Annotated in this window: 21 protein-coding genes; all 21 read left to right on the top strand. The window is 43.7% G+C overall.

Annotated features, from left to right (window positions below; genetic code table 11):
- Window positions 1-16: 16 nt before the first annotated feature.
- Window positions 17-808: a hypothetical protein gene (locus MHH92_RS19035; protein ID WP_340905637.1), complete on the top strand. Its 792-nt coding sequence runs from the start codon at window positions 17-19 to the stop codon at window positions 806-808.
- Between the two features lie 13 nt (window positions 809-821).
- Window positions 822-1,382, top strand: coding sequence for a hypothetical protein (locus MHH92_RS19030; protein WP_253501454.1), 561 nt, complete (start codon window positions 822-824; stop codon window positions 1,380-1,382).
- Window positions 1,379-1,774, top strand: a complete 396-nt coding sequence (locus MHH92_RS19025) for a hypothetical protein (protein WP_036672279.1) — start codon at window positions 1,379-1,381, stop codon at window positions 1,772-1,774. Before MHH92_RS19030 ends, MHH92_RS19025 begins: the two co-directional genes overlap by 4 nt.
- 15 nt (window positions 1,775-1,789) lie before the next feature.
- Window positions 1,790-2,704: a hypothetical protein gene (locus MHH92_RS19020; RefSeq protein ID WP_340905633.1), complete on the top strand. Its 915-nt coding sequence runs from the start codon at window positions 1,790-1,792 to the stop codon at window positions 2,702-2,704.
- A gap of 156 nt (window positions 2,705-2,860) precedes the next feature.
- Window positions 2,861-3,184 (top strand): hypothetical protein, encoded by a 324-nt coding sequence (locus MHH92_RS19015; protein ID WP_101313626.1) that lies wholly within the window; start codon window positions 2,861-2,863, stop codon window positions 3,182-3,184.
- Entirely contained in the window at window positions 3,153-3,350 is a 198-nt protein-coding gene (locus MHH92_RS19010) for a hypothetical protein (RefSeq protein WP_076251186.1), read from the top strand. The genes MHH92_RS19015 and MHH92_RS19010 overlap by 32 nt, the downstream gene beginning before the upstream one ends.
- A gap of 234 nt (window positions 3,351-3,584) precedes the next feature.
- Window positions 3,585-4,001: a Na-translocating system protein MpsC family protein gene (locus tag MHH92_RS19005; RefSeq protein ID WP_253501448.1), complete on the top strand. Its 417-nt coding sequence runs from the start codon at window positions 3,585-3,587 to the stop codon at window positions 3,999-4,001.
- Window positions 4,002-4,598: 597 nt separating this feature from the next.
- On the top strand, window positions 4,599-5,165 hold the full coding sequence (locus MHH92_RS19000; RefSeq protein ID WP_051447053.1) for a sigma-70 family RNA polymerase sigma factor: 567 nt from the start codon (window positions 4,599-4,601) through the stop codon (window positions 5,163-5,165).
- 148 nt (window positions 5,166-5,313) lie between these two features.
- Window positions 5,314-5,688 (top strand): hypothetical protein, encoded by a 375-nt coding sequence (locus tag MHH92_RS18995; RefSeq protein WP_340905625.1) that lies wholly within the window; start codon window positions 5,314-5,316, stop codon window positions 5,686-5,688.
- 78 nt (window positions 5,689-5,766) lie between these two features.
- Complete coding sequence (locus MHH92_RS18990) at window positions 5,767-6,141, top strand: hypothetical protein (protein ID WP_340905624.1); 375 nt, start codon at window positions 5,767-5,769, stop codon at window positions 6,139-6,141.
- A complete protein-coding gene (locus tag MHH92_RS18985) occupies window positions 6,138-6,353 on the top strand; it encodes a hypothetical protein (RefSeq protein WP_340905622.1) in 216 nt (71 codons plus the stop codon). The genes MHH92_RS18990 and MHH92_RS18985 overlap by 4 nt, the downstream gene beginning before the upstream one ends.
- A gap of 63 nt (window positions 6,354-6,416) precedes the next feature.
- On the top strand, window positions 6,417-7,049 hold the full coding sequence (locus MHH92_RS18980) for a lytic transglycosylase domain-containing protein (protein WP_340905620.1): 633 nt from the start codon (window positions 6,417-6,419) through the stop codon (window positions 7,047-7,049).
- A gap of 66 nt (window positions 7,050-7,115) precedes the next feature.
- Entirely contained in the window at window positions 7,116-7,919 is an 804-nt protein-coding gene (locus MHH92_RS18975; RefSeq protein WP_340905618.1) for a sigma-70 family RNA polymerase sigma factor, read from the top strand.
- 162 nt (window positions 7,920-8,081) lie between these two features.
- Entirely contained in the window at window positions 8,082-9,269 is a 1,188-nt protein-coding gene (locus MHH92_RS18970) for a D-alanyl-D-alanine carboxypeptidase family protein (RefSeq protein WP_340905616.1), read from the top strand.
- A 31-nt stretch (window positions 9,270-9,300) separates the two neighbouring features.
- On the top strand, window positions 9,301-9,927 hold the full coding sequence (locus MHH92_RS18965; protein ID WP_036607746.1) for a nucleoside recognition domain-containing protein: 627 nt from the start codon (window positions 9,301-9,303) through the stop codon (window positions 9,925-9,927).
- A 6-nt stretch (window positions 9,928-9,933) separates the two neighbouring features.
- Window positions 9,934-10,467, top strand: coding sequence for a spore maturation protein (locus MHH92_RS18960; RefSeq protein ID WP_017687658.1), 534 nt, complete (start codon window positions 9,934-9,936; stop codon window positions 10,465-10,467).
- 63 nt (window positions 10,468-10,530) lie between these two features.
- Complete coding sequence (locus tag MHH92_RS18955) at window positions 10,531-11,349, top strand: S1 family peptidase (RefSeq protein ID WP_339186693.1); 819 nt, start codon at window positions 10,531-10,533, stop codon at window positions 11,347-11,349.
- A gap of 196 nt (window positions 11,350-11,545) precedes the next feature.
- Window positions 11,546-12,295: a pseudouridine synthase gene (locus MHH92_RS18950; RefSeq protein ID WP_036607741.1), complete on the top strand. Its 750-nt coding sequence runs from the start codon at window positions 11,546-11,548 to the stop codon at window positions 12,293-12,295.
- 134 nt (window positions 12,296-12,429) lie between these two features.
- Window positions 12,430-12,957 carry a redoxin family protein gene (locus MHH92_RS18945; RefSeq protein ID WP_340905610.1) on the top strand — a complete coding sequence of 176 codons (528 nt, stop codon included), beginning with the start codon at window positions 12,430-12,432 and terminating at the stop codon, window positions 12,955-12,957.
- A 14-nt stretch (window positions 12,958-12,971) separates the two neighbouring features.
- Window positions 12,972-14,645: a cytochrome c biogenesis protein ResB gene (gene resB, locus MHH92_RS18940; protein WP_339186695.1), complete on the top strand. Its 1,674-nt coding sequence runs from the start codon at window positions 12,972-12,974 to the stop codon at window positions 14,643-14,645.
- A complete protein-coding gene (gene ccsA, locus MHH92_RS18935; protein WP_339186697.1) occupies window positions 14,642-15,904 on the top strand; it encodes a cytochrome c biogenesis protein CcsA in 1,263 nt (420 codons plus the stop codon). The genes resB and ccsA overlap by 4 nt, the downstream gene beginning before the upstream one ends.
- The last annotated feature ends 119 nt before the right edge of the window (window positions 15,905-16,023 follow it).

Here is a 16,023-nt window from a genome sequence, read left to right as displayed (position 1 = left end):
GAGGTGTTTATGAGGGATGGCTAATTTCACAGGCAAAGTTAAGATGAATGAATTATTTGCAAATATTGTTCAAGGTTTTAAAACGATTGCAGGTTCTCCTTGGTCTGTATTTTACGAGACAGCGAGTGTGATCGTGCTCAAATCAGTGGGAACAACAGGTTCAGATAAACTGTTCTTCAGACTTGAGGTTGGAAACACGAAGGGAACAACGGGAAACACATTGACCGTGAGTGTGGCTGAAGATGTGATGGCAACAGATGGTAGTATTCCTTTGGGCAGAGCCGAAGTGAAAAAGGACTTATTATGTCATACGAGTGCGGTTGATACGAATCTATTAATCGATTACCAAGTTTCAGTTCAACCAAACCGAATTATTATTTATTTGCAGGGGGATGTGAACTCGGTTACCGGTATATCCAATCTGGGTTACTTCGGAATTCTGAACAGGTATGCCACAGAGACAGATTCCTCGAGTTTGAGTGTTGGCCTCAGCTACAACGGGGATAATGGTATCCGGACGTTGCGTGATAAAGATAAACAGATGGTGAATAACATTTATGATGCTTACTCTGCCATGCTTCCTGTTAATCCAGGGTGGGGGTCTCTTTATCATCTTGCTCCAGTTATTATGTGTAATGGTGTGGAAGGCCCTAGAGGCGAACTTATTGATATCTATGCGGTACCTTCTGCCGGAGTCTCACATGGAGATGAGATCAAAGTGGGCACTAGAACATATAAGGTATACTCGCTGTCGATTGGTGGACAGAGCTTCTTATCAGGCGCTACGGTTGCTGTCCTGATGAATTAAGGTGGTGATGGACATGGCTATACATCAAGGGAAAGTTGTAGGGACCGCCGAGAGCGGTTCTCTCTATACCCAGAGTAAGGCGGCAGTTCTGCATGGCATTGGATACGATCTTGATGCTGTTCCGTTAACCATTGAAGGTAAGGAAATAGTCTATTCATTAGGAACGTTATCCACTACGGCTGAATTAATTGACATCTACCGTTGGGGTACATGGAGGATGCTGGACAACCATAATGATCAATTGATTGGATACGTTACGGATAAATATATTTATGGGCCACGAACCAGAGTGGGAGTTCCTGATGAAAAAAATATGATACTCAAGCATAAATTTTTGACCCAGTCCAGTGGAGTAGGTTTAATTCGTGATACCATAAGAGGCCTCAAAGTGAAACAAAATTATGCGGGGCTTGATTGGTGTATTAAGGTCAAGATTCCTGTCCAGCAGGCTGGGTTAGTGGGGAAAACGTGGGGGGATTGGTCCTACAGCGGAAGTGGCAACACATCTGATAGTCATCTTCGTCCACGACGGTATCCGGATACACATATTCCTAGAAGGAGGGAAGGTTCTTGAACAGGACATGGAAACTGATGGAGGAGATGAGAAAAGTGCTATTGCCGGTATCGTTTGCCCAAAGAGTAGAGTATGTTGGCGGTGGGGCGAAGGCAATGATTGATATTCCCATGGAACATCCTCGATTCATGATCAAAACGATTAGGGTCATTCCGTCCAGAGAGACAAATGTGGAAGTTCATGTTTTGAACAGTGCAGGTCCACATCCAGAGGTTCTCTATTTCAACAATGCCCAATACTCGACGGGGAATTTTATGGAAGGGATTTACGATATGATCGATTTGCCATATGAGGACGTAGATGGGACTTCAACACTTCACTTGTCGTTAAAAAATCTGGGTACAGATGTGGCCAACTTCGATATTGAGGTCGTTGGTTTGACTACAAGGTAGGAGGAGGACCACCACATGGATATTGTTTCATTCAGCAAAGCTGCCAAAGTAGAACGTGAAGTTAAACAAGCCAGGGATTCTTATGCCTCTCTTGATGGCAGACTGGACGCAGTGTCAGTAGGAAACGTGGTCTCGGTCAGACTGAAAACAGAACTTCCAACCGTAGGTGAAGCAGGAAGATTATATCTGGTACGCCAAGACTCGAGCAATCAAAATGAATCAACGACCTATACATACAGCGGTGGGAAATATGTAAAGGTGGGTGGTGATCGAGTTTCGAACCATTCTGAGAATGGAACGATTAATCTTAATGGTACCAAAACGGTGATCTATAGCCATCCGGATACACACAGTGCTGATATGTTAACAGATGGAAGTCATAACGTTATCATGACTCTGAACGAACGTGAAAAGTTGTCCAACATCGAGCTTGAGGCCAATCATTACAAACATCCTGATACACATAGTGCCGATATGATCAGCGATGGAGAAATGCATGTGAGCATGACTTGGGGTGAACGAAAACGCCTGAATGTCATTGATCCGTGGGAATCGATCAGTGACTTGGTAGATTATACGGATGTGGTTACATATTTTGCTTTTGACATGCAGGGAAGAATTATTCGGCAAGTCGTTACAGACAACTACACCGAGCAGCTGGTTAGAGAACCTGTACTGACCATGCCAGCTTCTTCAGAAGGTTATGCACAGAATGATTCCTTCTTGGTCATTTCGATTGGTGAGATATATCGATATGACGGCCTGGACTTCGTGCAGCTTCCTACTTTGGTTGATGTCGTTTATCAGTATGATGATAAGGGAAGATTGGTGGCCAAGTCCATCACCAAGTTGGGAACAACACCTGTTCAAACTAACTTCCAATATATATATGACTCATACGGTAATCGTATAGCGGTTAAGAAATACTAATACGGAAGGATAGCATATGCTGTCCTTTTTTTCTTTTAACAACAAAATAATTTGTGTTTCCCACATCTGCATTGAAGATTAGCATTAACAATCAGCTGATCAAGACGTATAGAGAAAGTAGTATGAGAACGTAATTATTCCGGGAGGTAGTGTACGATGAATATTGAACTTACTGCTCATTTCTATTTCAAGGGAAGTGGGAAGAAAAAAACGGTGAACTGGATGGAAGATAATCCTAGATTACAACAGAAAGAGAAAGATTCGGATAAGGTCGTACGCGAAATCCCGTTAACTTCGGATGAGGTTAAGCAAGAATATCGCCGACTTTTCACCAAACACAAGAACGAGGGGAAATCGATTACGTTGGAAGATACAGACGATGTGGTTCATATCATTGATCTTACTGATGTGCGAAATATTGAATTGACCTCTAAGGAGGGGAATACAGATGCTGTACAGGCTGACCTTTGCACTGAATGATGAGGAAATTGTCACTACGGAGATGACCTCGGATAAGGAGGATCTGGTTGGAGCAACGGAAGAAGCGTTCGATTTGATCGAAAGAGACTACGGTGCCAATGTCGTTTTAAACCTGGTTGCGTTTAGCCTGCTCAAAATAGAGCTCACCAATGAAATGATAAATTAAGCGTATAAGCTAACTAATGTTAGCTTTTCAGCACCAAGTGCTAGTTTATTTGAATAATTATAAAATATAGTTAATAAAGTGATATACCCCAAGCCTAGTTCTGGGGTCTATTCCTTTTTCATGAAAAGTTGAGAGTGACTTGATTTAATGCATCCATTGAAACTTGTCTTGTACAAGCAGTTTTGATTAAACTAGGTTGAATTCATATGTTCAGGGGCAGTAGAAGGGGTCAGGATGATTGGCAAGGAGGGATGGGACATTGAGATAAAAGACTTGGAAAGAGAGCTCGCAAAGTTGGCATCCAGAATAAGAAAAGATTTTACTGAACGCGGGCCGGTAGATACCAGAGTCTCTATCATGAATCATTTTATCATCTTAAAGTTTACAGCAAAATTCACCAAGCCTGAAGCACTCATGCTGGAACATATGCAATCTCACTCAAGTCAAATTTTCGCCGAATACAAGATGAAGCTAGCATATATGATGAGAGAAGATTTCAACCCCGTTTTCTCCTATATCAACATGGGTCTGAAGATCGAAGACATCGAAACAACATTTTTTGGTCATGATTTTGCAGAGCAGATTACAGTCTTCAAGATGAACAAGGATGTTGAAGTGCTGCTGAAAAATGATGAGATTAACATGCCTTAAGACCTATAAACTAACGTTTGAATACTGGACAGGTTCTTAGGGACTAATTTTTGTTGTTGACAATATCCTACATATTTCCTTATACTACCCTTATGGCGATCGAATAGATTAATAATCTTGACGAAGCCTATAACCTTGTTAAAGAACTTGAAGGCCATATCTTCGGTAATTGGGACGAAATAGATGTCAGACCAAGACCGACACATTCCACCATTTTGGTATTTTCCAGTGGTGCGCTCTGTGTTGGTCTTTTTGTTTGTAAAAAATGCTACTTTACCTTTCACCGTGTACTTCGTATATAGTCAGTAAAAGGCATATAAGCGAACGAAATAAATAAATGTTGCGAACATTAGTTCGCATTTGTTATTCTGAATGTAATAGGATGGGAATGGGGAGGCGGATCAAAGGGAGATTTCTTGATCGTTTGTATGTAATTAGGCTTATTAGCTTCAATTGTGTGTAACAAGACTACATATGGTATATGAGATTTCGGGAGCAAAAGCGGGAATGTAGAGTAAGATCATGCTGGATAGCGAATAGATTGTGAAGAAAGAATACGATTACTGATAATTAAATAGTTAATGGGGGAAATGAAAAATGTCTGCTACAACTGCTATGGGTTTTGATGATTTATTTGAGATTGGGGATATAGACATGTTCCTGAATAAAGCTCAGGAGAAGTGTCGTCACAAACTTAGAGGTAAAACGTTTGCCGGGATGGAGAAAGAGGATGTGACCCAGGAGATTATGATCAAATTAGTTAATTCCCTGGACAAGTATGATGCAGAAAAGGCCAAAATGTCGACGTTTGTTGATCATCTTATCGAAAATAAAATCAAGGACATGTACCGCAAGTGTATGTCTGAGAAAAATCTCAGTGTGGTTAACGCTGTACAGATCATGTGTACGGATCAGGGTGGTGGCGATGAATCGGAAAGCTCAGATATCGCATTAGCGCTTGGTCATGCTGGGTTTGCTTATGAGAATTTTGAGTTTGTAACAGATATTATGGAAAATATGAGGCTGAACGAACGTGAGAAACAAATCTTTAAGCTTCGGACTTCGGGGTATGAATTTGTAGAGATTGCAGGAATGCTAGGTGTATCCAAGGCACGGATATCCCAGTTATGGAAAGCGATTCGTGAGAAATACGAAGCATTGTAGTCATAAGTGGCAATTAATAGCCTAAGTTTGATGAAGATAGATTCAGTAACCTACATAGAACAGAGAGAGCACCCTTAACTGGGTGCTTTTTTATGTCGTATAGAGAGATTAGTACAGAAAGAAAGGCGGAACAAGGATGCTTAGTGTGGTGGTTTTAGGATTTTCTGTGGAACGTCTAGAGGGGTATTCGGATATCGCTTGGGCAAGTCATGATTCTTCGACAGCTTCTGATTTAAGCAACAGGGAGTATACCTTGATCATTGAGAAAGTAGTGGTACAGGCTGATGCTGTCTTGGTTAATCTGGATATGGATTATTTGACCTCTACTGATATTGTGATCATGCATCATGCGTATATACATAAAAAACCGATCTTGGCTGTAGGTTTCAGGCCATTGGAGCCTGTCATCGAAGATTTTGTCTCCAAACGAGTGGCTGATCTGGACGTGGCTGTACACCATATGCGGACGAACTATATGGTCCTAAGCAGCGGAACCAATCCTTCATCTGCGGCTCCAATTTAACTGCCGCTCCGATAACACGTATAGAGAATGTAAGGGCAAGAATATTCGCGAGACTTTAACTAATGGAGGAATAATTCAATGACACATATGATCAAAGCAAAAGATGATAAATTAACGGAAGAAATCGTAGCCAGTATGATTGGAAAGTATATCCACGCGCCGACCAATATGCATGAAATCCAGACGCCAACCGGCGCAAAAACAAAAGCCAACGTATGGTTTGCTGGTCGTGTAGCTGGTTACGAAAAAGCCGTTATTGGATTCAACTACGAAGAGGGTACCTTTCATGAAGAACTACAAACATTTTATAACGTTCATTTAACGGATGGTATGGGGTACATTCTGACAAGTGCTTACGAATTGGAGATTCATGAACTGACCGAAGAGGAGTTTAATCAACTCATTGAAGAGAAAAAGGAAGAGGAACAAGAGTCATCGGGTGAAGAGCAATGAAAGTGTTAAACTACGCTTCGGATTTAGCTGTAAAAACGTTTGTGTCCGCTAGCGCTGCAGGTGTGGAAGAATTAATCAACGCATGGATGTTATCCAAGCCGCACACGTTCGTTACCGGACTGGAGTTTACCTCCACCGTTGATCCATCCAGTAACACGTTGGAATATGCCGCAATCATTGTATATCAGCCAAGTGAACAAGACCAATCCTAACTTATGTATGAGATTATTCCTTCTATAATATAGAGGCTTTCAGTAAGGAGGTGGGCGAATCTGTTGCTCACTTTAGAAAGAGTAATAGGTATTGTTGTTGCGATGGTGGTATTAGCTTCACAATACCAAGCAACGGAAGCAGAGCAGGTAAAGCCAGTAAAACCAATGAAGCAAGAAAAACAAGAGAAGCAAGAAAAACAACAAAAACAAGTTAAATCGGTTGCTCCTGCGCACATACAAATGACGGATATGCTTGAACAGTATATAGAACTCCACCATGAGAAAACAGTGAGCCGGGCAAAGCTGCTGAAGTATGTGAGGTGGGTAGTTCAATATTCGAAGGATTCGGATATCGATTCCGTCTGGATTCTGGCTATGATGTGGCAAGAGAGCAGGATGTTAGAGGAAAGTGTATCATCCCATGGAGCGATTGGTTTACTTCAGATTCTTCCGAGCACAGCGAAATCGTATGGAGTGAGTAAACAGGAGCTACATCAGCCTGAAACGAATATCAGGACAAGCATTCTATACTTGGAATATCTTATGCATAAGTACGACGGAAATCTTCGTACAGCAACCATTGCGTACAATCAGGGGGAGGGCAATGTAAATAAGGGAAAGGCTCGCCCCTGGTACTACAATCAAGTGAAGGAACATCATAACAAGATGCTTGGAATAATCAAAAAAGGTCAATAAACATCATTTAACAATATAATTTGAATACTATAAGACCGTTTATCAATTTTACATAGGGAGATCCAAATGGGAAAATTTCCAGAACATATTAGCACGAATTTGCAGGTAAATAAGAAGCATTACACAATGGATGACGTAGAAAATATTGAACGTTGTAAGCTCGATGAGCATTTCCTCGGGGATTGTATACTGGTCAATGAGAACCTGATATGGCATTCCGTTCATAAGTATATTGGAAAACCAGAAATGATTATTAAGAATCATTGTGTAGAGAAGGATGATATCCTCCAACTGGGCCGTCTGGGATTCATCAAAGCGATTAGGGCATTTGATACGGGGCGTGGCGTAAAATTCAGTTCGTTTAGTGTTACTGCCATTGTCAGAGAAATCAGATGTTTTCTGAGAGATAGTGCAAGCATTATTCGTCCAACTCGCACAGCTACGGAATTAATTAACCGAATCAATCGACTTGAGCACGATATGGGCTACCTCCCACCAGCACATGAAATCGCATTGTTGCTTGATGAGGAAGAAGAGAAGATCAATAAAGCACTTCAAGTGGGTAAAGGTGTGAAATACCTGGATGAGCCTGTAGGTGCTGATGATCAACAAACTCAATCCGTGACGTTGATGGATACCATCTATAGCGGGGAGAATATTGAAGAAGATATTCTGGACAAGTTATACGTTGATGCGGTTATTGATTCGGTCAAGCGCAAGCTTAGTGAGAAAGAAGTGACTGTACTGAAGCATCGTGTTGAAGGGTTTAATCAAACCCAGACCGCAGATATGGAAGACATCAGCCAAATGAGAGTCTCTAGAATTATGCGAAAAGTAGCTAAAATGCTGGATAAAAAGGATCAGGCTTGATTGTCGTCTAAGCCCTTGATATCTTATATAACGTCTCATACATAACGTCCCTCCCGCATCCAAGCGTGAGGGATTTTTGCTGTTTTTGCCCTATGGGACATACTCCAAGTTGTCCGGACATAAGATAGTACAAGATTCCAAGTGACCCGGAGGAATGAATTGATGCGAAAAATAACGAAAGTCATTGCATGCATGCTTATCCCTGTCTTCTTGCTGTCTTCATTTGGGGCTACTCAAGCCCAGGCAACGATTCAAGGTCCGTCTACTCATGCGCAAAGCGCTGCTCTCATTGATGTCACATCAGGCCGGATCTTATACAGCAAAGATGGGGATAAAGAACTGCGAATTGCCAGCTTGACCAAAATCATGACAGCGATCGTAGCGATTGAACACAGCAAGCTGGATGATAAAGTGAAAGTGTCTCCCACGGCTTTTGCCAAAGAAGGATCTTCTCTCTATCTCAAGTTAGGTGAAGAGATGACGCTTGAAAACATGTTATACGGGCTCATGCTCCGTTCAGGCAATGACGCAGCCTCTGCGATCGCAGAACATGTCGGTGGATCGGAAGAAGGCTTTGTCCTGTTAATGAACAAAAAGGCGGAGCAAATCGGTCTGACGCATTCTCATTTTATGAACCCTCATGGACTGGATGCAGAAGGTCACTATTCAACAGCTAACGACTTGGCCCGATTAACGGCATATGCATTGCACAATCCGGTGTTCAAACGCATCGTAGCCACGGAGGTCAAATCCGCACCGAACCCCAATGAAAGCTGGGAATACTCTTGGCACAATAAAAATAAAATGCTGCGGATGTATGAAGGTGCGGATGGAGTGAAAACCGGCTACACAAAAAAAGCTTTCAGATGTTTGGTCAGTTCCGCTACACGTAACGGACAGCAGCTCGCCGCAGTAACGCTGAACGACGGTAACGATTGGAACGATCATGCTCGGATGCTAGATTTCGGTTTTGAGTACTTCCCGTTAGTAGAGGTCGCCAAGCAAGAACAACCTGTGCAAAATACAGATGTCGTTACGGGCCGGGGATTCTGGTACCCACTGGCTGAGAGTGAGAAAAGTTCATTGACCAAAAAGTTGATTCTGCACGAAAGTCGCGCCCAATCGGAAACGGATGGCAAGGAACAATCGACAGATCCTTCGTTTGGATTGGCAGGTCGCATTGATATGCAGCTTGACGGCAAACTTGTGGGCTCAATTCCCGTGTATCGCAAAGGCAGTTATATTCCTCCTGAACCCAAGACAGAAGATGCAACGCTGGGTGGAATCGGTGATGTCTCTTCCTGGGCAGCTGCATGGCGTGCCGTGTTAAGCCACCTGTTGTCTCCTTAGCTAAATCGCCATTGAAGGGAGGATATAATCCATGATTAATCTAATCTGGCTGCTCATGATTTTAATCGGATTTGTTTTTGCAGCCGTCAACGGTAATATCGAAGTGGTCACGCAAGCCGCTTTTGATGGGGCGGCAACGGGAGTCACGGTCTGTTTTGGACTGATTAGTGTGCTTGTGTTCTGGATGGGCATGATGAAAATGGCTGAAGACGCGGGCCTCCTGGCTCGTATTGCCAAGCTGCTCGGTCCGGTTGTGGGTTTCCTGTTCCCCGATGTGCCCAAAAATCATCCGGCGATGGGTTATATTCTCTCCAATATGAGTGCCAATTTGCTGGGACTAGGAAATGCGGCTACACCGATGGGAATCAAAGCCATGCAACAGCTGCAGGAGCTTAATCCGGACAAACAAACCGCTTCTCCTGCGATGTGCACCTTACTGGCTCTGAATACGGCTAGCATTACCATTATTCCGACAACGCTGATCGCCATCCGCTTAAACTATCATTCCGCCAATGCAACAGAGATTGTGGGAACAACATTGATGGCTACCATTATCGCTACACTTGCTGCTATAATCGCCGATCGCTGGTATCGAAACAGGGCTTTACACAAACCGCCGCGCATACAGAAAAGTGGCAATCCCGGCATGAAAGGATGAGCACCTTTGTTAACCTTCATCAACTGGATTTCCGTCTGGGCCATCCCGGTTATTATCGCGTTTGTTCCATTATATGCGTTTACCAAAAAGGTCCCGGTTTACGAATCCTTTGTTGATGGGGCCAAGGATGGTTTCTCCACTGCAATCAGTATTATTCCACATCTCGTGGGCATGATGGTCGCAATCAGCGTATTTCGTGCCTCGGGTGCACTGGATTTTGTGATTAGTCTGTTTGCTCCGCTGGTGTCCTGGATGGGTGTTCCGGGCGAAGTGTTACCACTCGGAATACTGCGTCCTTTAACGGGGACAGGCTCTCTGGCGTTTACAACCGATCTGATCAAAACCCATGGCCCTGACTCCATGATTGGACGTATGGCATCTACGATTCAGGGGAGTACAGACACCACGTTATATGTGCTGACTGTTTATTTTGGGGCTGTAGGCATACGTAACGGTCGATATGCACTCAAAGTAGGGTTGTTTTCCGATGTCGTTGGTTTTATTGCTGCCCTCGCCATTTGTTTGCTCGTTTTTGGTTAAAAGATATCTCCTTTCCTTCCGATATATTAGATATGCTAGAATAATAGCGGAGGAGAGTGAGACATGCAGAAGAGTTGGAAACGAATGCTCCGTGTCGGAATGTCAGGCGTGCTTGCTATTGCAATGCTCGCAGGGTCAACGGGGCTGGCGGCAGCTCAAGCCGTTCAGACGATACATTTTACAGGTTACTTCGACAAACAGCTGCGTGCACAAATGGCAGTCACAGCGGATTCTTTTCCAGTCGTGAATGTACGTTTGGTCAAGCAGGATGAACCCGATATGGTATATTATGATGTTGGTACCTCAATATTGATCTCAAAGGATGAAGTGCTCACGAATTATCATGTCGTTCAGAGTTTTGCTGAATTGTCTGATGGTGATGAAGGTACACTGACTGTTGCGAGTCCGGGTTCCTTGGGTAAGCCTGTAAAGGCAAAAATTATTAAGACAGACCCGGTGACAGATATGGCACTGCTGAAGCTGGACAAGGAAATAGATGCCCAACCGGTCGCATTTGCAAATGCAAGGGATAACCAGGTTGTCTATACGATTGGATTCCCCAAAAATCCTGCTGGTGATCTTGTCATCCTGGATGAAGATTTTCCTTCAACCTTCAATACGATAGCCAAAAGCAGAGTGTTTAGTTCCCAAGCTTCGGACGTTCCAGGTAAAAAGGGAATCGGCAGTATTGTGAAATCCATGGCCCAAGGTAATTCAGGTGGCCCTGTTCTGGATCAGAACAACCGGGTAATTGGTATGATGACATTTGTGTACGGTGGACGTACCTATTATATTACTTCCAAGACATTGCAGACTTTCATTAAAGAGAGCACTAACCCTGCCAAAAAACAGGTTGCAGTTGCCGGCAAAGTTTCCAATTAAATGATTTGAGAAAAAGCTTATCTTTACGCCATCTGTGTTCAACAGGTCGTGTAAAGGTAGGCTTTTTTTTGCGTCAATCTCAAAGGGGAAGGTAGCCTAAAATGCATATTCGTGTCGCCAGTTTACAAAATCCTTGGATTATCCTTGTGATTTCCTTGCGTGATGGGTATCATTAGTGTGAGGTGACATGACAAACATGGAAAGATTACAAAAAATTATCGCACAGGCAGGCATTGCATCCCGCCGCAAGAGCGAGGAGCTAATCCTGTCCGGCAAAGTAGAAGTTAACGGGGAGGTCGTAACCGAACTGGGTACAAAAGCGAACCCCGAAGAGGATATGATTACGGTTAATGGAAAACCGATCCGCAGTGAGAAAAAAGTGTACTTGATGTTAAACAAGCCAAAAGGCGTAATCACAAGTGCATCTGACCCGGAAGGTCGGAAAATTGTATCCGACTACCTGAAAGGTGTCAAGGAACGCGTATATCCTGTAGGTCGTCTGGATTATGACACAGAGGGCTTATTGATCCTTACCAATGATGGTGAGTTTGCACATTTGCTAACGCATCCTAAGCATCACGTACCCAAAACGTATCATGCAACGGTTAAAGGTGTGCCACATGGTACAGCTCTGGAGAAATTAAAGACAGGCATTATGCTGGATGACGGCATGACTGCTCCTGCAGAGGTAGAGTACAAAGATGTGGATACAGCGGCTAATGAGTCGGTCATTTCCATTACGATCTATGAAGGACGTAACCGTCAGGTTAGACGTATGTTCGAGGCAATCAACCATCCAGTAACCCGCCTGAAACGGATTTCGTTTGGTGGTATTTTGCTACAAAACCTGAAACGTGGTCTGACACGTCATCTGACCAAAGAGGAAGTCAACAACCTGATTACCCTCGCACAATCAGAGCCAGCCAAAAAAATGAAAAAAAGGTAATGTGAGGACACATAATTTTCATAAAACCGCCGCAGTTTTGTGACGAAATTCGCTATAATTGTTCATAGGATGTTCACAGTTGTCTTATACCAATAAGATGCGAATGCTACAGTCACTTAAAAGGGGAGCAGCACATGGGGAAATCAAGAAGAACGATGCAAATCGTCATTTTGTTATTGATCCTGGTGTTGGGCGGATATGCGATTACCACATCGGTATCCGGCTCGAATGGCAAGCCAAAGGAAGGGGACAAGTCTCCTTCTTTTGAACTGCTGGGCCTGGATGGTCAAGTTCATACGTCTGATGAGTACAAAGGAAAAGCGATGGTGATCAATTTCTGGGGCACATGGTGTGAACCTTGTGTTAAAGAAATGCCTGCACTTCAGGCGCAAGCTGACAAATGGAAGGACCAGGGAGTACAATTTGTCGGGATTAATGTTGGAGAAGACCAGATGACCGTGGATAATTTTGTTCGGCAGGTTGGGGTTACGTTTCCAATCATGCTTGACCGTGAGAAAAACTCGGTTCGTGATTTCGGGATCTCTCCGATGCCAACGACATTTTTTGTATCCGACACGGGCAAAATCTCTACCATTCATATCGGGCAACTTGATTTGGACACACTTGACGCTCAAATTTCGCAACTGGCGAAGCAGCCCTGACAGGAGGTCTATTCGTGTTCCAAAATACCAAATGTGAGTGCGGACACCAGAATCCGGTAGGCACTGTACTATGTGAAGCATGTGGGAAACCGCTGCTGGAGTCTGAAGCTAAATCGGATGAAGTGTTGGAAATGCGTTATGATGGCATGGCGCGCCGCTCACAGCGCAGTAATCCCAACATCATTGACCGCATATGGAACTTTTTTTCTTCCGTTAAAATTGCCGTCTATATGATTGTTTTTACGCTTGTAGGTTCTATGCTTGGCACGATCTATCCGCAAGAAAGTACATTTCTGAATATCGATCCCTCCGTGTACTACAAAGAAACATACGGTCAGTTGGGTCATATCTATTATCTGTTGGGTTTATCCCATACATACGAATCCTGGTGGTTTATTCTACTGCTGGTGCTGATTGGGGCATCATTGGTGATATGCAGTCTGGATCGCGTCCTACCGCTCTACAAAGCACTGAATAAACAGAGAATACGTAAGCATACGCAATTTTTGACAAGACAGCGTCTCGTGTACCAAGGTACCATCGAAGAGGCACCAGAAGACTGGATTAAGAAAGCGGTTACGCCGTTGAAAAAGAAAGGATACCGCGTGCACACCCAGGGGGATGCATTACTCGCCGAGAAACAGCGATTCAGTCGATGGGGCCCATATGTCATCCATATTGGACTCATTATATTTTTGCTGGCGGTGCTCGCACGAGGTCTTCCAGGTCTGAATTTGGACGAGCACGTCGCTTTTCCTGAAGGTGAGATCAAAAAGATCCCGAATACATCGATGTATCTGCAAAATGAACAGTTTAATGTTGAATTCTACAGTGAGGACGAAGTACCCGAGCAATTCCGTAACCTGAACAAGACCGTTCCAAAACTGTTTGAAACAAAAGTTGTTTTGTATGAATGTACAGCAGATTGTTCGGATCTCTCGAAGAAACCTCAGTTAGCTGAGGTAGCCAGACATGATGTACGCGTGAATCATCCATTGAATTATAACGGTCTGAAAGCATATCAGTTTGATTATGATCTAACACCCACCATTCGTTCCGTAACGCCTGATCTGGTCAATACAAAGACGGGTGAAGTATACGGGGCCATTAAGATCGATATGGTAGACACCCAAAGAACATTTGAAGCTGGTCCTTATAAGCTCACGGTAAAAGAAAAGTTTATGGACTTTGGATTGGATGAGAATGGTCAGCCCAAATCAAAATCACCTTCACCTAATGCACCTGCTTTTCTCTTTCTCATCAAGGGACCGGATCTGCCCGAAGAGGGGATACAATATCTGTACTTTGCGAAGCAGATTGATAAACAACGGTTTCAACAGGATGCAATTAACCAACAGCTGATTGGAGCTGAGATTCCTTTACAGCTGGAAGTAGACAGCATGGACAAGGTCGATATTATTCAGTCCGTAAGTTATCTCAATATAAGAGTGGATAAGGCAATGCCTTTTGTATGGGTAGGAGCCGGTATTGTTATGTTGGGTCTGGTCATGGGTTTTTATTGGCATCATCGCCGCATCTGGATTCGTTTTGATGATAAACAGCTCACCTTGGGTGGACATACCAACAAAAACTGGTTTGGCTTCAGGCGTGAAGTTGCGGCCGTTTTGAAACAGATGAATCTGGAAGTGGAAGAGAAGTCGTTGGATAACGGGGGGAATCAGGCATGAGTTTATTGGATTTCAGCAGCGACGCATTTATCGTATCTTTCTTTCTCTATTGTGCTGCATTCTTGTTATATGCTGTCGCGGTCATGGGCAAAAAATGGAGTAATCGTGATCCTCTGGACCATATGAATCGCTGGGGTAAAAGAGCTTTTATCGCTTCGACTGTCGCCTTGGCGGCACACATCGTATTTTTTGTAACCCGATGGGCTGGGGCAGGTCATATCCCGGTTAGTAACATGTATGAGTTCATGTCTTTTCTGTCCATGATGATTATGGTTGCATTTATTGTTGTATATGCCATATACCGCAAGTCATTACTGGGTTTGTTTGCCTTACCACTTACCATTATTATTATGGCGTACGCCGCGGTATTTCCTCAGGAGGTACAACCATTAATCCCGGCACTTCAGTCCATCTGGCTGAAAATTCACGTGACGTTGGCCGCGCTTGGTGAAGCATTCTTCGCCGTGGGTTTTGCCGCAGGGTTCATGTATTTGCTCCGTACTGTTGATTTCAGTGGTAAAGACAAATCTTCAAGACGTCAACGAGGATGGGTTGAATTCACCCTAGTTACGATCGTTGTAGTCATCGGATTCATCGGAACGGTATTTGCCTTTCGTACAGCTGGTTACGAGGCGGTTTTTGTACAGAAAACGGTCAGCATTGACACAGAGGTACAGGAAAATAGTACAATAGAGAAAGTGATTTATCGCATGCCTCCGATTTTTGCACCATATAATAGCGAAGTGGAGAGCATGACACCGTTTCTTGGCATGAAAAAACCTTTACTTGAGACGCCTTCCTGGATGAACGGGGTAAATGCCGGGCGCAAGCTGAATACGGTGGTTTGGTCACTTATTGTAGGTCTGATCCTGTATGGAATTGTACGACTTCTTGTGCGCAGACCACTTGGACAAGCGTTACAGCCAATGATGGATGGAATCGATGCTGATGATCTGGATGAGATAAGTTATCGCGCAATTGCCATTGGTTTTCCGATATTTACGCTGGGAGCATTAATTTTTGCCATGATCTGGGCTCAGATTGCCTGGAGTCGCTTTTGGGGTTGGGACCCCAAAGAGGTGTGGGCATTGATTACATGGCTATATTATAGTGTGTATCTGCATTTGCGTTTATCCAGAGGTTGGCAAGGTCAGAAGTCTGCATGGCTTGCAGTTCTTGGCTTCCTGGTGGTTATGTTTACGCTGGTTGGAGTGAATCTGATCATTGCCGGATTACATTCTTATGCTGGAGCTGACTAGGACAGACTCGTATTGCAAAGGTTGAGTTTAGAAGCGGGAAACACAAATGTACCTTTTTATTGAAGGGTATTCAAATATTGTTCGCCAGATCGAACATAATAGAAGTGATGAGGAGTTAT

The organism is Paenibacillus sp. FSL M7-1414, from assembly GCF_038003195.1.
In the GTDB taxonomy this organism is placed as follows: domain Bacteria; phylum Bacillota; class Bacilli; order Paenibacillales; family Paenibacillaceae; genus Paenibacillus; species Paenibacillus amylolyticus.
Note: the sequence above shows the minus strand (reverse complement) of the source record. Positions and strands in the feature narration are given on the sequence as shown.

Bases quoted from the DNA above. Each gene is read 5' to 3' on its own strand.
- MHH92_RS19035 (WP_340905637.1), top strand. From the start codon at position 17: ATGGCTAATTTCACAGGCAAAGTTAAGATGAATGAATTATTTGCAAAT.
- MHH92_RS19030 (WP_253501454.1), top strand. From the start codon at position 822: ATGGCTATACATCAAGGGAAAGTTGTAGGGACCGCCGAGAGCGGTTCT.
- MHH92_RS19020 (WP_340905633.1), top strand. From the start codon at position 1,790: ATGGATATTGTTTCATTCAGCAAAGCTGCCAAAGTAGAACGTGAAGTT.
- MHH92_RS19015 (WP_101313626.1), top strand. From the start codon at position 2,861: ATGAATATTGAACTTACTGCTCATTTCTATTTCAAGGGAAGTGGGAAG.
- MHH92_RS19010 (WP_076251186.1), top strand. From the start codon at position 3,153: ATGCTGTACAGGCTGACCTTTGCACTGAATGATGAGGAAATTGTCACT.
- MHH92_RS19005 (WP_253501448.1), top strand. From the start codon at position 3,585: ATGATTGGCAAGGAGGGATGGGACATTGAGATAAAAGACTTGGAAAGA.
- MHH92_RS19000 (WP_051447053.1), top strand. From the start codon at position 4,599: ATGTCTGCTACAACTGCTATGGGTTTTGATGATTTATTTGAGATTGGG.
- MHH92_RS18990 (WP_340905624.1), top strand. From the start codon at position 5,767: ATGACACATATGATCAAAGCAAAAGATGATAAATTAACGGAAGAAATC.
- MHH92_RS18985 (WP_340905622.1), top strand. From the start codon at position 6,138: ATGAAAGTGTTAAACTACGCTTCGGATTTAGCTGTAAAAACGTTTGTG.
- MHH92_RS18975 (WP_340905618.1), top strand. From the start codon at position 7,116: ATGGGAAAATTTCCAGAACATATTAGCACGAATTTGCAGGTAAATAAG.
- MHH92_RS18970 (WP_340905616.1), top strand. From the start codon at position 8,082: ATGCGAAAAATAACGAAAGTCATTGCATGCATGCTTATCCCTGTCTTC.
- MHH92_RS18965 (WP_036607746.1), top strand. From the start codon at position 9,301: ATGATTAATCTAATCTGGCTGCTCATGATTTTAATCGGATTTGTTTTT.
- MHH92_RS18955 (WP_339186693.1), top strand. From the start codon at position 10,531: ATGCAGAAGAGTTGGAAACGAATGCTCCGTGTCGGAATGTCAGGCGTG.
- MHH92_RS18950 (WP_036607741.1), top strand. From the start codon at position 11,546: ATGGAAAGATTACAAAAAATTATCGCACAGGCAGGCATTGCATCCCGC.
- MHH92_RS18945 (WP_340905610.1), top strand. From the start codon at position 12,430: ATGGGGAAATCAAGAAGAACGATGCAAATCGTCATTTTGTTATTGATC.
- ccsA (WP_339186697.1), top strand. From the start codon at position 14,642: ATGAGTTTATTGGATTTCAGCAGCGACGCATTTATCGTATCTTTCTTT.